The sequence below is a fragment of the Nitrosomonas halophila genome, assembly GCF_900107165.1.
Taxonomy (GTDB): domain Bacteria; phylum Pseudomonadota; class Gammaproteobacteria; order Burkholderiales; family Nitrosomonadaceae; genus Nitrosomonas; species Nitrosomonas halophila.
On sequence record NZ_FNOY01000003.1, the window covers coordinates 60,103 to 74,929 of the forward strand.

Genomic DNA, 14,827 nt, shown 5'->3' on the forward strand with positions numbered 1-14,827 from the left:
AAAATACATGCTCTATTTGATTTACGGGGAGGATGCTCCCAACAGTCTGGCGCAGCGCATGGCGAATCGGCCCGCGCATCTGACACGCTTGCAAGCCTTGCAGGAAGAAGGGCGACTCCTTTTGGCTGGGCCTTGTCCGGCTATCGATTGTGCTGATCCTGGGCCGGCGGGTTTTTCCGGCAGCTTGATTGTGGCTGAATTTTCTTCTTTCGAGGAAGCGCAACACTGGGCTGATGCGGATCCCTACAAATCGTCCGGTGTGTATGCAAAGGTCAGCGTGAAGCCATTCAAGAAAGTCTTGCCGGAATAATTTCATGTGTTCAATAATTGTTTATGAACTCAAGCTGGCTCAAGCTCTCCAATCTTGCGAATGCCTGTCGTATCAAATATGGGAGAAGGCATCCAGGCTGGATTGGCATGGGTGACTCGTGTCTCGTTGTTCACTAAAAAGGATTCATCCGTGCCCTGTTAAGGCATACGCTTATTAAGCCAATTTATTAACCTCACTATAAATCCAAAGGTAATTTTATGCGTTTAATCAAATTTATGTTTTGCGTGCCCTTCATTGTCCTGAGCCTGGCCGTTGTGTCGCCCTTGCATGCCCAAAGTGGCGGTACGGTTGCTAAAGTCAATGGTGTGGCCATTCCCCAGGCACGTCTCGATCTCATGGTCAAAGCTGCGGTCGCGCAAGGACAACCGGATACCAATGAAATGAGAAATGCGCTGCGTGAAAATTTGATTGCAGAAGAAATCATTGCGCAGGAAGCGGTAAAGAAGGGTCTGGATCGTGATCCGGAGGTCGTGACCCAGATCGAGCTTGCGCGTCAAGCAGTCCTGATCAGAGCATTCCAAGCGGATTACATCCGGAACAATACCATCAGTGATGCCGAGTTGCGTAAAGAATATGAAGCAGTCAAGTCGCAGATGGGGGACAAGGAATATAAAGCACGTCATATTCTCGTGGAAACTGAGAAAGAAGCCAAGGACATCGTTGCCATGCTCAAAAAAGGCGGCTCATTCGAAAAATTGGCAAGCGAACGTTCCATCGACAGCGGCAGCAGGGACAATGGCGGGGAGTTGGGCTGGAGCCCATCTGCGGTATATGTCAAGCCGTTTGCCGATACATTGAAAAATCTGAGGAAAGGGGAGTTGACCAGTCAGCCGGTGCAGACAACATTTGGCTGGCATATCATACAACTGGATGATGTGCGGGCTGCTGTGCCACCCACTTTTGAAGAGGTCAAGCAGAATATGCAACAACGCGTGCTGCAGCGCAATTTTGCCGAGCTGGTTGAGTCGTTGCGTAAAAAAGCCAAGGTACAATAAGCAACTGGACCTTGTCGGGCGCATGGGTCCCTGGATGCGCCCGAAAACTAGGCGGCTGTCCGAGAATAGCGAGAGAGACTGATCTACTGCGAACGAGCCTGGCTGGCCGGATTTTCCGATCCTTTGTTGAATAGAAGGACTATTCGCCTCAAATGATCAAAAAATCCTTGCTCAGCCAGCTTCGCCCTCGCTACGATCGCTATTCTCGGACAGCCGCCTAGGAACGGGTGACCGATCTTACGCGCGGAGAAAGTGCAGCGAGCAGTTCATAGCTGATAGTGCCTGCGCTTTCAGCAACGCGCTCAACGGGTAATCCCTCTCCCCATAGCGTCACCGGGCTGCCAATCCTCGCCTGCTCGATACCACTCAAATCGACGCTCAACATATCCATCGAAACCCGTCCTATCAGGCGGGTACGCTGACCCTCAACCAGTACCGGCGTGCCTGTGGGTGCATGGCGAGGGTAGCCGTCCGCATAGCCTGCAGCAACAATTCCAATCCGCATGGGGCGATCTGCCACAAACTGTCCGCCATAACCCAATCTGTCTTGTGGATTGAGGTGTTGGATGGCGATGATCTGGCTGGTTAATGTCATGACCGGCCGCAAGCCGAGTTCATCGCCTGTTTTCTCGATCAGCGGGGATGCCCCGTAAAGCAGCAGGCCTGGACGGACCCAGTCTGCATGAGTCTGGGGGTAACGCAAGATAGCTGCAGAGTTGGCCAAGGTCCGGGGCAGGCGCTCGGCTCCTTGTGGCTGGAGGGTGATAAAGCGATTCAATTGCTGATCGATATCATGCTTTTCCTGCGGGTCGTCAGCACAGGCGAAATGCGTCATCAGCGTAATGCTGCTGACAAAAGCTTGTTGCCTGAGCGTATCCAGTGCGGTACGGCCTTGTTCGGGTCTGAAGCCGAGCCGGTTCATGCCGGAATTGATTTTGAGAAAAACATCGAGTTTCTCAATTTCCTTGCACGAGGGCAACATGGCTAATTGCTCATGATGATGGATGACGGTACTTAGCTGATATTGCGCCAATACTTTCAGTTCCGCTATCGAGAAGAACCCTTCCAGCAGTAGAATGGGTTGCCGGAAGCCGGCTTCCCGCAATTGTACAGCCGCTTCCAGCTCCAATACGGCAAACGCATCGGCATCACTCAGTGCCTGCGCACAGCGGAGCAGGCCATGCCCATAGGCATCGGCTTTGATGACAGCGATGACGCGTGCATGGCGCACATGCCTGCGAATGACGGAAAAATTATGCCGTAAGGCGGCACGATCGATAATGGCGCAAGTTGGACGGTACATTATGCTGTTTGCCGCAGCAAGGAAATAGGGGGTGTGTCGATGATGCAAGCTATCCCGATGGGATTTTTCGCGTGCATTTGTCCAGCGGGTTGGTCTGGCCATGTGAGTATGCCAGCATACCGGACTGCCGTGAGCTTCGAACGGCTGGAGGAGCGCTTCATCAATTTGGACTGCCCGACAAAACCATGGTTGGGAGTCCCGCGCCTGTGTTTGCCCTTGTACGCCTGCCATACACCAGCATTGCGGCTTTGCACCCGGTCTCTTTTGTAGAAGAACATCGGTGCAGGAATGAGATCAGGAGGGGGCACTGGTGAGGGTAGAGGAGCCGTCTAAATCGAAAGAGATATGGCCGTATTGGTGTTGTTAATGCCGCAGCTGGGTTGTATCTGGCCGGGTGGACGTTGCTCCAGTCAGAGGCTGTGGATCCAGGGTGGCAACCGTTAAAAAGTCATCGATCAGATATTTCTTGGCGACTTCCTGGACTTGCTTGGCTTGAACTGCCTGCAGTCCCTTTAAAATAGTATCCGCATCCCGATGGGAAAGTCCCGCGCTTTCCAGCCTGCCAATTTGCATGGCCTGCGAGAACATTGAGTCAAGCTGGTAAACATGGGCCGCTACGACTTGTGCCTTGACGCGGGCGAGCTCTGCCGCCGTGATGCCGGATTCGACAATCTGGCTGATTTCAGCCCGTATCGATTGCTCGAGTTCATCAATGGTTTTATCTTCGCTCGGTGTGCCATCAAAATAAAACATGCCGGGGCCACGAGCGATCGCGCTGTAACCGGCGCCTACCGAAATGGCGATGCGGGCTTCGCGCACCAGCGCTCTATTCAGTCGCGCGGAAGCGTGGCCATCCAGCACGCCGGCCAGGATTTCCAATGCATAAGGCTCCCACTCGTTTTGCGGGTCGCTCAGAGTCGGTGCTTTGTATCCCATCAATAGATAAGGCAGTTTTGCGGGCGCCTTGACCCGCAGGCGCTTGATGCCAACCTGGGGAGGTTCCGCCTGGGGCTTGCGTTCAGCAATACCCGGTAACGGGCGGGCATTGGCCTTGCCATAGTGCTGTTTTGTCAATGCGAGTACATTTTCCGGATCCACATCGCCAACCACGACCAGAACCGCATTGTTGGGGGCATACCAGCGGTTGTACCATTCCTGATTGTCGCTGACCTGCATATGCTCCAGATCATTCATCCAGCCGATCACTGGCCGCCGGTAAGGATGGGTCTGAAATGCGGTGGCGATCATTTTTTCGTAGAGCAGGGAACGCGGCTGATCATCAGTCCGCAGTCTTCTTTCCTCCATCACAACCTGAATTTCCTTGCTGAATTCCTCTTCAGTGAGCAGCAAATGACTCATGCGATCGGATTCGAGCGCCATCGCCATCGGCAGATGACGCTGATGCAACTGCTGGTAGTAGGCCGTGTAGTCGCGGCTGGTGAACGCATTTTCTCTTCCCCCGACTGCGGCAATCCGCCGGGAAAACTCTCCTGGCGGAACCTCGGCTGTACCCTTGAACATCATGTGCTCGAGAGCGTGAGCCACGCCGGTTGTGCCGTTGGTTTCATCCATACTGCCCACTTTGTACCAGATATGATGGATGACGACCGGTGAGCGATGATCTTCTTTGACGATCAGTTTGAGACCGTTGTCGAGCAAATATTCATGCGGGTTTGCCTGCACAGAATGGGAACCTGCCAGCGTGAGACCGAGCAGTATCAGCGCGTAATGAGCAAAGTGGGAATTAGTTTTCATATATTTGGCAAAATGGCTTTCAATGAAGCAAGAGACTAAATCTGCTAACCTTTAGATGATATTATATTTATCTCTCTGAAACAGGAACAGCCTACCAGAATGTTTAGTATTTTTAAATCCAAAAAAGACAAGAACGATAAAAACGATCAGAACGAACAAACCACCGAACCGGTCGGCTTTGCCAGCAAAATCAGACAGGGGCTGGCTCGTACCCGGCAGAATCTCGGCAAGCAGCTGACCGGATTGTTCGGTGGCCGCAAGATTGATGAGGCGTTGTATGAAGAACTCGAGACCGCGTTATTGACAGCGGATACTGGGATTGCAGCCACCAATCGTTTGCTGGAATCGCTGCGCAAGCGCGTCAAGCGCGATGCGCTGAGTGATTCCGAACAGCTTAAGACCGCTCTGCAAGACGCCTTGGTCGAGTTGCTTCAGCCTATGGCGCGACCGCTGGAGACCGCAGAAAAACAGCCTTTCGTGATCATGATCACTGGCGTGAATGGCGTGGGTAAAACGACTACAATCGGCAAGCTTGCCCATTATTTTCAGGCGCAAGGGCAATCTGTCCTGCTGGCTGCTGGCGATACCTATCGAGCTGCGGCACAGGAGCAATTGAAGATATGGGGTGAACGCAACAATATTACGGTGATTGCGCAGGATAACGAGCCTGGCAGGAAAAGCGATCCGGCCGCTGTCATTTTTGATGCGATTACTGCTGCCAGGGCAAGGCATATCGATATCGTGCTGGCCGATACTGCCGGCCGCCTGACGACACAGCTTCATTTGATGGAGGAAATCAAAAAGATCAAGCGCGTGATCACCAAGGCCATTCCCGACGCTCCCCATGAGGTGTTGCTGGTACTGGATGCCAATACCGGTCAGAATGCCGTAAGTCAGCTTAAGGCATTTGATGAGGCGCTGGGGGTGACAGGTCTGGTGTTGACCAAACTGGACGGAACTGCGAAGGGCGGCGTCATTGCCGCCATTGCCGCACAATACGCGGATCTTCCGCCTGCTTTGCGCTTTGTCGGGGTGGGTGAGGGGCTGGATGATTTGAGGCCATTCGACGCCAAAGAATTTGCCGAAGCGTTGTTCGATTGAGCGTCTACTGGGTATTTCTCTGGCATGATTGATTTCCAGCATGTGAATAAACGTTACGCGGGCGGCTACGAAGCGCTCACCGATATTACGTTCTCTGTCGAGCGCGGTGAACTGGCTTTTTTTACCGGCCATTCGGGCGCGGGCAAAAGCACGCTTCTGAAAATGATCGCGGCCATAGAACGGCCGACTTCCGGCAACATTTTTGTGGGCCAACAGAATATCAGTGCACTCAAGCGCAGTGCGATTCCCTATTTGCGCCGGAATCTGGGATTGATTTTCCAGGAACAGCGGATTTTGCTGGATCGCAATGTTTTTGCCAACGTCATGTTGCCGTTGCAAGTGATGGGGGCTGACAGCAGAACCGCAGCCGCACGGGTACGCGCGGCGCTGGACAAGGTCGGATTGCTGGATAAGGAGAAGGCGAATCCGATCACCTTGTCCGGCGGGGAGAAGCAGCGATTGTGCATTGCCCGGGCTGTCGTTCACCGTCCTACCATCTTGATTGCAGATGAGCCGACAGCGAGCCTCGATACCGGCTATGCACGCGAGATCATGGCCGTTTTCGAGTCATTTCACCAGGTGGGTGTGACAGTGCTGATCGCTACCCACGATAGGATGCTGCTCGATGCGACCCGCTCTCGTGTCTTCGAGCTTACACAAGGAAAACTGGCCGCATGAGTATCTGGTTAGCCCAGCACTGGCATGCGCTGCTGCGTGCACTCAGGCAACTGGTGATCTCGCCTGTCACCAGTCTGTTGAGTGTGGGTGTGTTTGGTGTCGTGCTCAGCCTGCCGGCAGGCATCTTTTTGTTGCTGGAGAATCTCCAGACAGTTTCCGGGCATGCCACCGAATCTCTACAGTTGAGTGTTTTTCTTGATACCAATGCGAGGCAGGCAGATATAGAGCGGATCAATGCGCGCTTGGAGCAGGTGCCAGCTTTCGAGAGCTTTCAGTTCATTTCCAAGGAGATTGCTTTGCAGCAGCTCCAACAGGAAAGCGGCCTGGCTGAGGCCATGCGCAACCTCGGCAAGAATCCGCTGCCGGATGCTTTCGTGATCAATCTCGGTCAGATGGCGGCTGATGAAATAGAACGCATGCGGGAAGCCATATCGGCCTGGCCGGGCATTGCACAAGTATTGGTGGATACGGATTGGGCCAGAAAGCTGAATGCAATCCTAGATCTTGGCAGGGTGATTGTATGGATGCTGGCCGGTTTGTTCGGTGCAGCCTTGATCATAGTGATTTTCAATACGATTCGCTTGCAAATCCTGACTCGACGCGACGAAATCGAGCTATCCAGGCTGATAGGCGCAACGGACAGCTATATTCGCCGTCCGTTTCTCTATTTTGGCGCCATCCAGGGACTGGCCGGTGCGGTGCTGGCCTGGTCGATACTGGCCCTGGTGATTATCAAACTGAATGAATCCTTGTTCGAGCTGGCCAGACTATATGCAACGACATGGGCGCTCAGCCATTTTTCCTGGCAGCATAACCTGCTGTTGCTCGCATTCTCCGGTGGCCTGGGATGGTTCGGTGCACGCTGGTCGGTCGCCCGTCACCTTGCCCGTATTGACTGCGCATAGTCCATGGTGTCGCAATATGTTCAGCCTGCGCTGGGTTGATAACGATTGTCCGAACATGCCGCTCAACCATTTTCAGTGATTTGGCCCGACTATTAACGAGCCCTTAGAAGCTGTTTGGGAATTCCAATCTCAGATCAGATTGCTCGACGCTGTGGCAACTGTAGCGTTATTGTTACCGAAAAGCATCTGGATGGCCGCGGCCCGTTGGGCCTTGCCAAGACGGCGGTTGAAATTGCGGATGGCCATTGTTTTCTGCCGTCTTTGCGAGCACAGCGAAGCAATCCAGCCTAACGTCAGCTTGGCTTCGATACCGAGTCGCTTGCCAAGATGCTTGCAGTCTGGAAAAATCATTCGTATCCACATGCGTCATACTAGGGCACGATCACTCAAGTTCAGCATTTCCAAACAGCTTCTTAGAATTTACTATCCAGTTTGGTAGCCCGTTGCGTGCCGGTGTGACGGCTGGCACAGGGGCGACTGCAGCCGGCATCGCAACCGAGCCCGAGACGGCCGAGTCCGCCACAACTGCCGGCGATGGGCTGGCGCCCATTGAGTACGCCTATTGCCATGGCGATCAACGCCAGTCCCATCACGAGAAATGTGGCTAAAAATATCTGACTGAAACGGGAGTGGTGGGTGTCAGGAAAATGACTGCTGGTATATTCCATGAGTGCGCCATTCTGGTTGACAAGGTAGAGTACGGCCAGTCCCTGTTGTTCGGCGATGCGCAGGCCGCGCGCATGTCCACTCACCAGCAGGGCAGTCGCCCAGGCGTCTGCAAGCATAACGCTTTCCGCCAATACCGTTACCGAGGTAGAACCATTCTCGACCGGCCAGCCTGTGGTGGGGTCGATGAGATGGCTATAGCGGCGCCCATCCAGTTCGAAGAAATTACGATAATCACCCGAAGTGGCCAAGGCCGTATTCTTCAGGGGCAGCACACGATGCAGCGAGCGGCCATGCTGGAGAGGCTTTTCAATGCCGACCTGCCAGGAATTGTTTTGTGCATTGGTGCCGCGAGCACGGATTTCACCTCCGATATCAACCAGATAATGATCGATGCCCTGTGAGTCGAACAGGGCCGCTATTTGATCAACTGCATATCCCTTGGCGATGGCGGACAAATCAATATAGATATTGGGATGTGCCTTGCGCACGGCCGGAATTTCTTGATCCAGCTCAAGCATGGCTTGGCCGGTTCGTTGGCGGATGGCGGCAATCGCGTCTGCAGCGGGAATTTCCTCGGGCCGGAATTCAGGCCCGAATCCCCAGAGATTGACCAGTGGTCCGACTGTGATATCGAACCTGCCCTCACTTTGTTCGCCGATGGTCAGTGCCGCCTGCAGCACTGTGAATAATGTATCGGAAATGGGTATCCAGTCGGTTGCGGTCGCCTGATTCAGGCGCGATAGTTCTGATTGTTGATCATAGGTGGACATCGTCCGGTTGATGGTGTCGAGTATCGAGTCAATCTGTTTTTGTGCCTGTTCGGGGCTGAATAACGCTTCAGGGTGACGGTATTTGATGCTGTATTGCGTCCCCATGGTGTAGCCATGCAGTTGCGATAGGGTGGGGGATGGCGAGAGGAATGCGCGAGCCAGCAGCGCGGTTACCAGCAGCGCGGTTACCAGCAACGCTACCATGCCAATGAGAATTGGGCGAAGGAATCCGTGCCGTGCAGTTTTCATTGTGTCATCATCCTCCAAAATCATCGAACAGAATATTTTCTTGTTCAACCCCCAGGTCGAGCAGCATCTTGATAACGGCCTGGCTCATCATCGGTGGGCCACATAAATAGTATTCGCAATCTTCCGGTGCAGGGTGATTTTTCAGATAATTGTCGTATAACACTTGGTGTATGAAACCGGTATAACCTTGCCAATTGTCTTCAGGCAGCGCATCAGACAAGGCCACATACCATTCAAAATTATCATGTTCCTGGGCCAGATTATCAAAATCCTCGACATAGAACATTTCATTTTTGGAGCGCGCACCATACCAGAAAGAAATTTTGCGCTTGGATTTGAGACGACAGAGTTGATCGAAAATATGTGAGCGTAGCGGTGCCATGCCTGCGCCACCACCAATGAAAATCATCTCGTTGTCGGTGTCACGAGCGAAGAAATCTCCGAATGGCCCCATGATCGTGACCGCATCGCCCGGCTTGAGTGAGAAAATATAGGAAGAAGCCAGGCCAGGTGGCAGGTTCTGCTGCTTGGGCGGGGGGGTGGCGATACGTACATTGAGCATGATGATGCCGCGTTCTTCGGGGTAGTTGGCCATCGAATAGGCGCGTATCACCGGTTCGTCCGCTTCCGATACATAGCGCCAGAGATCATAGCGGTCCCAGTCCATGCGGAAGCGGTCTTCGATCTCGAATGTCTTGAATTGGCTTGTATTGGGTGGGCATTCAATCTGGATATAGCCGCCGGCCCGGAAATCGAGCTGCTCTGCCTCGGGGAGTTCCAGCACCAGTTCCTTGATAAAAGTGGCGACGTTATGATTGGAGCGGACCTTGCAAGTCATTTTCTTGGCGCCAAACACGGCATCGGGCACCGCTATTTTCATGTCCTGCTTGACAGAAACCTGGCAGGACAGGCGATAGCCGGCGCGCGCGTCGCGCTTGTTGATATGCGAAGTTTCGGTTGGCAGTATCGCTCCCCCCCCGTCAAAGACTTGAACCCTGCATTGGCCGCAGGTGCCGCTGCCACCGCAGGGCGAGCTTACAAAAATATCGGCGTTGGCAAGCGTGCCGAGTAATTTACCCCCGGTTGGCGCTTCAATGGTGCGTTTATCATTGACATTGATCTTGACCTGCCCCTGGGCAATCAACTTGGCACGTGCGCCGAGGATAAGGAATACCAAGGCGATGATAATCGAAGTGAAAAAGAAAACGCCGAGTGAAATTTCCAGCATGCGTGGCCTCAATCAGAGTCGGTAAAAATAACGAAATGCATGGATGGGCACAGATTGTCGGTTAGGCTGGGGCAAGCGCCAGCGAGGAGAGGCGCGCGTGGTGGTGCGTGCGCTTGCCCTCGCTCTGAGAAGAAAATCCGTTTGTCCACAAGCCGCTAAAACCGGACGCCGGAAAAAGCCATGAATCCCATTGCCATCAGGCCCGTGCTGATGAAGGTGATGCCCAATCCTTGCAGGCCATCCGGTATATCCGAATATTTGAGTTTTTCGCGTATGCCCGCCAGCGCCGTGATTGCCAACGCCCAGCCCACACCGGAACCCAGGCCATAGGTAACGCTTTCGGCCAGATTGTAGTCACGCTCGACCATGAACAATGAGCCACCTAGAATGGCGCAATTGACGGTGATCAGCGGCAGATAAATGCCTAGGGCGTGGTAGAGCGCCGGCACAAAGCGGTCCAGGAACATTTCGAGTATCTGTACCATGGCTGCAATCACGCCGATATAGCTGACAAATCCGAGGAAGCTCAAGTCGATTTCCGGTAGTCCCATCCAGGCCAGCGCGCCATCGCGCAGCAAATACTGGAAAACCAGATTATTGATCGGAACGGTCAGCGTCTGGACAACGATCACGGCGATGCCCAATCCAAATGCCGTCTCGATTTTTTTGGAAATGGCCAGAAACGTACACATGCCCAGAAAGAAGGCCAGGGCAAGATTCTCAACAAAAACTGCGGTGATAAATAAACTGGCAAGGCTGTTCATCTTGTGGCTTCAGTAGGGTTGTGGGCGGGTTGAATCCGAAACTCTGGTTGCTCGACCTGGCCGGTTTTCCAGGAACGCACTCCCCAGATAATCATTCCGATTAGAAAAAAGGCACTGGGCGGTAATAACATCAGTCCGTTGGCCTCATACCAGCCGCCATCCCGGGCGAGCGGCAGTATCGAAAATCCGAACAGTGAACCCGAGCCGAACAATTCGCGCATTGTGCCGACCATCAGCAGAATCACGCTGAATCCGAGACCGTTGCCCAGCCCATCGAGAAAGCTGGGCCAGGGTGGATTCTTCATGGCAAACGCTTCCGCGCGCCCCATGACGATGCAATTGGTAATGATCAGGCCAACGAATACCGACAACTCACGGCTGATTTCATAAGCGAATGCCCGCAGAAACTGATCGACCACAATTACCAGTGAAGCAATGATCGTCATCTGCACGATGATGCGGATATTGGTGGGAATATAATGACGGATCAGGCTGATCAGTGTGCTGGAACAGGCGACCACCAGTGTCAGCGCAATACACATGGTCAGCGCCGTCGATAATTTGGTCGTGACTGCCAGGGCTGAACAGATACCCAGCACCTGCAGAATGATCGGATTGTTGTCAACCAGGGGTGCAAACAGAATTTTGCGAGTGGATGGTGTCATGATAATCAACTCCTTTTTTCACGTAGACGAAGCAGAAAAGGGCGGAAACCCTCCTGTCCGAACCAGAATTTGAGCAAGTTATTGATGCCACGGGTCGTCATGGTTGCACCGGATAAGCCATCAACTTTATGTTGATTGTCGGGTGTGTCCGTGCTCACCGCTCCTTTGACGAGCTCGATGCGCGGTTGCCAATCATCATCAAAAACCACCTTGCCTGGCCATAGATCCAGCCAGCGTGAATTGTCAACCTCTCCGCCCAATCCTGGCGTTTCGGCATGCTGATAGAACTGGATGCCTCTGACCGTGCGCAGGTCGCCCTCCAGGGCGATGAAGCCGTAGAGAGTGGACCACAAACCGTAGCCGTATATTGGCAGAACCAGTGTTTCCAGTTTGCCTGCCTGATCGAAGACTTGATAGACCGGCAAGTATTTGGGCTTGCGCCGGATTTGCGCCAGATCCTGTTCCGGGGCTAGCGATATCGATTGGGCGGCATCCTTGCCGGCTCTCGTTATCTCGAACTGTTCCGCATCCTGATCGTCATGGTATTCGCCGCTGGCAAGCTCGACCATACGCACGTCAAACTGCCGATAGGCTTGTTCGGCGGATAATCCGCGCGCAGTCAACCCGGCCAGTTCGACCAGCACTTGCTGTCGCGCCTCGATCCGATTGGCCAGCTGGATGGGTTTGAGCATGACGGCAGTGCTGGCTACAATCAGTGAGCAGACCAGGCACACAGCGATCGCGACACCGAGCGTCCGGCGGCCACTATGGGGGGCAGGGGTCTGATTCGTTTCAGTCATATCGGCGCATCCTTCTGCGAATATTGAGCTGGATGACGACATAGTCGATCAGGGGCGCGAAAATGTTGGCAAACAGGATCGCCAGCATGATGCCTTCCGGAAAGGCCGGATTCATGACCCGGATCAGGACCGTCATGAATCCGATCAGTATGCCGAACACCCAGCGCCCGGCGTTGGTCATGGCAGCGGATACCGGGTCGGTCGCCATGAATACCATGCCAAACGCAAATCCCCCCAGCACCAGATGCCAATGCCAGGGCATGGCCATCATCGGGTTGTCGCTTTCCAGCAAATTGAATAATGCACTGGTGATCGCCATGCCGAGAAAGACCCCGAAAATAATGCGCCAGGATGCAACCTTGGTGTAAATCAGAAAAGCCGCACCCAGCAGGCAGGCAAGCGTAGAGGTTTCACCCAGTGAACCGGGCATGAGTCCAATGAAGGCTTGCCACCAGCTGTAGTCAGCAGCCGTTACGGCCTCCAGGCCACCGAGTGCGCTCAGCCCCAATGGGGTCGCGCCAGAGTAGCCGTCCAGCCCCATGAGCAGCGTGGAACTGGTGTAACCGTCGATTGCAACCCATACTAGATCACCCGAGATTTCGGCCGGGTAGGCAAAAAAGAGAAAGGCGCGCCCAACCAGCGCAGGATTGAGGAAATTCTTGCCGGTGCCGCCAAAAATTTCCTTGCCGATCACCACCCCGAAACTGATGCCTAGCGCGACCATCCATAATGGCATGTTCGGCGGCAAAGTCAGGGCGAATAGCATCGAAGTGACCAGGAAGCCTTCATTGACTTCATGCTTGCGTATGATCGCAAACAGGACTTCCCAGCAGCCGCCTACCACCAGTGTTGTCAGATAGATCGGCAGAAAAAACAGCAGGCCATGCAGGGTACAGGCCAGTATATCGCCGGGGTCGAAGCCAAGGTTGAAAGCTTGCAGCAGGTTGCTGCGCCAGCCATGATTAACCTGGCCGAGTTCCTGCAGCACAAGGTTGGCCTGGTAACCGGTGTTATACCAGCTCCAGATGATGCAGGGGATCAATGCCACCACCACGTAGCTCATGAGTCGCTTGAGATCGATGGCGTCCCGCACATGGGGGGCGGAGCGTGTCGAATCGCTGGGCGTGTACAAAAAAGTATCCACCATTTCGTACAAGGCGTGATATTTCTCGAATCGCCCGCCCTGATTGAAATGTGGTTTCATATTGTCAAGCAAGCGGCGCATGGCAATGATTATCCTTCTTTCTCGATAAGTCTTAAATTTTCGCGCAGCACCGTTCCGTAATCATGCTTGCCGACACATACAAACGAACAGAGCGCGAGATCCTCTTCGTCCAGTTCAAGGCAACCCAGTTTCTGCGCCATGTCGGTATCCATCACGAGCAGCGCGCGTAAAAGTTGCGTGGGCAATATATCGAGCGGCATGACCTCTTCAAAGCTATTGATGGGAATCATCGCGCGTGGGCTGCCTTGTTGGCTGGCGGTAAATTCAAACTGCCCCCTTTTGTGGGCAAAACTGGAGAGCAGTACATTCAGTTTGGAGTACTTATTGCCACCGGGTCTCAACCAGCCGAGAAATTCCCGTTCAGCTTTTTCCCGGATCACCGTGATTTGTAGATGATGCGGCCCCAGAAAGGCCAATTCGTCCACCGCATGGCGTCCAGACCAGACAGAACCCGAAATGATGCGGTTTTCAGTGGAGTCGATGGATTCCTTGGCCAGCAATTCCTCGATCGACGCCCCCAGCCGGGTGCGCAACAAGCGCGGTCTTTTTACTTCTGGTCCGCCCAGTGCGACGATACGCTCAGTCGGGAGGCGGCCGGTGACGAACAGCTTGCCGATCGCGATCACATCCTGGTAATTCAGGTACCAGACGGTTTTATGCAGGCTGGCTGGTTGCAGAAAGTGAATGTGCGTCCCAGGCAGACCGGCGGGGTGGGGGCCCTGAAAGCGGGCCTGACGTAACTGTGGCAGGTCTTCCGGCAAGGGCAATTCTGCTTGCGGGGACAGACAGAGCCATAAGGGTCCATCGGTCAAGTGCGCGAGCACACTCAGGCCATGCTTGAAGGATGACGCTTCGGCAGTGATGAGGGGGGCGGGATCGGCGGCCAAAGGATTGCTGTCCATGGCCGTGATGAAAATTGCAACTGGCTCAGCGGATGGATCGGGTATTTTGCTGTAGGGGCGTGTGCGTAATGCTGTCCATAAGCCAGATGCCAACAGATTTGCCTTGACTTGTTCGCGTGTCAGGCTGGCGAGTTTGTCTGGCGCGTACTGATCGAAGGTTTCCGATTCTTCCGCCTCATTCAACTCGATCACCACCGATAGCAGCATGCGTCTCGCTCCACGGTGGATGGCTACGATTTTGCCGCCACCTGGCGCAGTGAAAACCACTTCCGGCAGCTTTTTGTGCTCGAACAAAGGCTGGCCAAGCTTGACTGTATCGCCTTCTGCCACTCTCATGGTTGGCTTGAGATCGATATGGTCCACCCCCATCACCGCTACATGGCGTACTGCGGCGGCTTCATCCACATACTGTTCCGGCTTGCCGTGGATAGGCAAATCAAGACCCTGTTTTAGCTTGATAAGCATGATCGAAGTGGAGATACCTTGG

At 53.9% G+C, this 14,827-nt stretch carries 15 protein-coding genes; 5 read left to right on the top strand and 10 right to left on the bottom strand.

Translation table 11 applies throughout. From position 1 onward, the window contains the following. Positions 1 to 7: 7 nt before the first annotated feature. Both BLV85_RS01340 and BLV85_RS01345 read left to right on the top strand, forming a co-directional pair. The gene (locus BLV85_RS01340) at positions 8 to 310 is read left to right on the top strand and encodes a YciI family protein (RefSeq protein ID WP_090411335.1); all 303 of its coding nucleotides are present in this window, start codon (positions 8 to 10) and stop codon (positions 308 to 310) included. 218 nt (positions 311 to 528) lie between these two features. Then, positions 529 to 1,326 (top strand): peptidyl-prolyl cis-trans isomerase, encoded by a 798-nt coding sequence (locus BLV85_RS01345; protein WP_090411337.1) that lies wholly within the window; start codon positions 529 to 531, stop codon positions 1,324 to 1,326. Positions 1,327 to 1,543: 217 nt separating this feature from the next. Here the strand turns inward: BLV85_RS01345 and alr are convergent, their stop codons facing one another. Both alr and BLV85_RS01360 read right to left on the bottom strand, forming a co-directional pair. Beyond that, positions 1,544 to 2,629: an alanine racemase gene (gene alr / locus BLV85_RS01350; RefSeq protein ID WP_090411339.1), complete on the bottom strand. Its 1,086-nt coding sequence runs from the start codon at positions 2,627 to 2,629 to the stop codon at positions 1,544 to 1,546. A gap of 363 nt (positions 2,630 to 2,992) precedes the next feature. Beyond that, a complete protein-coding gene (locus BLV85_RS01360; protein WP_090411343.1) occupies positions 2,993 to 4,384 on the bottom strand; it encodes a M16 family metallopeptidase in 1,392 nt (463 codons plus the stop codon). A 99-nt stretch (positions 4,385 to 4,483) separates the two neighbouring features. Between BLV85_RS01360 and ftsY the strand changes: the two genes are divergently transcribed. Genes ftsY through ftsX form a run of 3 tightly spaced genes read left to right on the top strand, consistent with a single transcriptional unit; the run spans position 4,484 to position 7,068 of the window. Then, positions 4,484 to 5,485: a signal recognition particle-docking protein FtsY gene (gene ftsY / locus BLV85_RS01365; RefSeq protein WP_090411345.1), complete on the top strand. Its 1,002-nt coding sequence runs from the start codon at positions 4,484 to 4,486 to the stop codon at positions 5,483 to 5,485. A gap of 24 nt (positions 5,486 to 5,509) precedes the next feature. After that, positions 5,510 to 6,163 (top strand): cell division ATP-binding protein FtsE, encoded by a 654-nt coding sequence (ftsE, locus tag BLV85_RS01370; protein WP_090411347.1) that lies wholly within the window; start codon positions 5,510 to 5,512, stop codon positions 6,161 to 6,163. Further along, positions 6,160 to 7,068, top strand: coding sequence for a permease-like cell division protein FtsX (gene ftsX, locus BLV85_RS01375; protein WP_090411351.1), 909 nt, complete (start codon positions 6,160 to 6,162; stop codon positions 7,066 to 7,068). Before ftsE ends, ftsX begins: the two co-directional genes overlap by 4 nt. 129 nt (positions 7,069 to 7,197) lie before the next feature. Here ftsX and BLV85_RS01380 read toward each other — a convergent pair whose 3' ends face one another. From BLV85_RS01380 to BLV85_RS01415, 8 genes are all read right to left on the bottom strand, one after another. Then, a complete protein-coding gene (locus tag BLV85_RS01380; protein ID WP_090411353.1) occupies positions 7,198 to 7,419 on the bottom strand; it encodes a hypothetical protein in 222 nt (73 codons plus the stop codon). A 62-nt stretch (positions 7,420 to 7,481) separates the two neighbouring features. Further along, a complete protein-coding gene (locus BLV85_RS01385) occupies positions 7,482 to 8,756 on the bottom strand; it encodes an FAD:protein FMN transferase (RefSeq protein WP_176973885.1) in 1,275 nt (424 codons plus the stop codon). Between the two features lie 7 nt (positions 8,757 to 8,763). Next, entirely contained in the window at positions 8,764 to 9,984 is a 1,221-nt protein-coding gene (gene nqrF, locus BLV85_RS01390; RefSeq protein ID WP_090411357.1) for an NADH:ubiquinone reductase (Na(+)-transporting) subunit F, read from the bottom strand. Positions 9,985 to 10,139: 155 nt separating this feature from the next. Next, positions 10,140 to 10,748 (bottom strand): NADH:ubiquinone reductase (Na(+)-transporting) subunit E, encoded by a 609-nt coding sequence (gene nqrE / locus BLV85_RS01395; protein ID WP_090411359.1) that lies wholly within the window; start codon positions 10,746 to 10,748, stop codon positions 10,140 to 10,142. Then, positions 10,745 to 11,413 carry an NADH:ubiquinone reductase (Na(+)-transporting) subunit D gene (locus BLV85_RS01400; protein ID WP_090411361.1) on the bottom strand — a complete coding sequence of 223 codons (669 nt, stop codon included), beginning with the start codon at positions 11,411 to 11,413 and terminating at the stop codon, positions 10,745 to 10,747. The genes nqrE and BLV85_RS01400 overlap by 4 nt, the downstream gene beginning before the upstream one ends. A 5-nt stretch (positions 11,414 to 11,418) precedes the next feature. Further along, on the bottom strand, positions 11,419 to 12,213 hold the full coding sequence (locus BLV85_RS01405) for a Na(+)-translocating NADH-quinone reductase subunit C (RefSeq protein WP_090411363.1): 795 nt from the start codon (positions 12,211 to 12,213) through the stop codon (positions 11,419 to 11,421). Continuing rightward, positions 12,206 to 13,438, bottom strand: a complete 1,233-nt coding sequence (locus BLV85_RS01410; protein ID WP_218132751.1) for an NADH:ubiquinone reductase (Na(+)-transporting) subunit B — start codon at positions 13,436 to 13,438, stop codon at positions 12,206 to 12,208. The genes BLV85_RS01405 and BLV85_RS01410 overlap by 8 nt, the downstream gene beginning before the upstream one ends. 8 nt (positions 13,439 to 13,446) lie before the next feature. After that, positions 13,447 to 14,805, bottom strand: a complete 1,359-nt coding sequence (locus BLV85_RS01415; protein WP_090411367.1) for a Na(+)-translocating NADH-quinone reductase subunit A — start codon at positions 14,803 to 14,805, stop codon at positions 13,447 to 13,449. Positions 14,806 to 14,827 lie beyond the last annotated feature (22 nt).

Excerpts from the sequence above, each read along its gene's own strand:
- nqrE (WP_090411359.1), bottom strand. The coding sequence starts at position 10,748 with ATGAACAGCCTTGCCAGTTTATTTATCACCGCAGTTTTTGTTGAGAAT.
- ftsE (WP_090411347.1), top strand. The coding sequence starts at position 5,510 with ATGATTGATTTCCAGCATGTGAATAAACGTTACGCGGGCGGCTACGAA.
- BLV85_RS01410 (WP_218132751.1), bottom strand. The coding sequence starts at position 13,438 with ATGCGCCGCTTGCTTGACAATATGAAACCACATTTCAATCAGGGCGGG.
- nqrF (WP_090411357.1), bottom strand. The coding sequence starts at position 9,984 with ATGCTGGAAATTTCACTCGGCGTTTTCTTTTTCACTTCGATTATCATC.
- alr (WP_090411339.1), bottom strand. The coding sequence starts at position 2,629 with ATGTACCGTCCAACTTGCGCCATTATCGATCGTGCCGCCTTACGGCAT.
- BLV85_RS01345 (WP_090411337.1), top strand. The coding sequence starts at position 529 with ATGCGTTTAATCAAATTTATGTTTTGCGTGCCCTTCATTGTCCTGAGC.
- BLV85_RS01415 (WP_090411367.1), bottom strand. The coding sequence starts at position 14,805 with ATGCTTATCAAGCTAAAACAGGGTCTTGATTTGCCTATCCACGGCAAG.
- BLV85_RS01360 (WP_090411343.1), bottom strand. The coding sequence starts at position 4,384 with ATGAAAACTAATTCCCACTTTGCTCATTACGCGCTGATACTGCTCGGT.
- BLV85_RS01405 (WP_090411363.1), bottom strand. The coding sequence starts at position 12,213 with ATGACTGAAACGAATCAGACCCCTGCCCCCCATAGTGGCCGCCGGACG.
- BLV85_RS01385 (WP_176973885.1), bottom strand. The coding sequence starts at position 8,756 with ATGAAAACTGCACGGCACGGATTCCTTCGCCCAATTCTCATTGGCATG.
- BLV85_RS01380 (WP_090411353.1), bottom strand. The coding sequence starts at position 7,419 with ATGATTTTTCCAGACTGCAAGCATCTTGGCAAGCGACTCGGTATCGAA.
- BLV85_RS01340 (WP_090411335.1), top strand. The coding sequence starts at position 8 with ATGCTCTATTTGATTTACGGGGAGGATGCTCCCAACAGTCTGGCGCAG.
- ftsY (WP_090411345.1), top strand. The coding sequence starts at position 4,484 with ATGTTTAGTATTTTTAAATCCAAAAAAGACAAGAACGATAAAAACGAT.
- ftsX (WP_090411351.1), top strand. The coding sequence starts at position 6,160 with ATGAGTATCTGGTTAGCCCAGCACTGGCATGCGCTGCTGCGTGCACTC.
- BLV85_RS01400 (WP_090411361.1), bottom strand. The coding sequence starts at position 11,413 with ATGACACCATCCACTCGCAAAATTCTGTTTGCACCCCTGGTTGACAAC.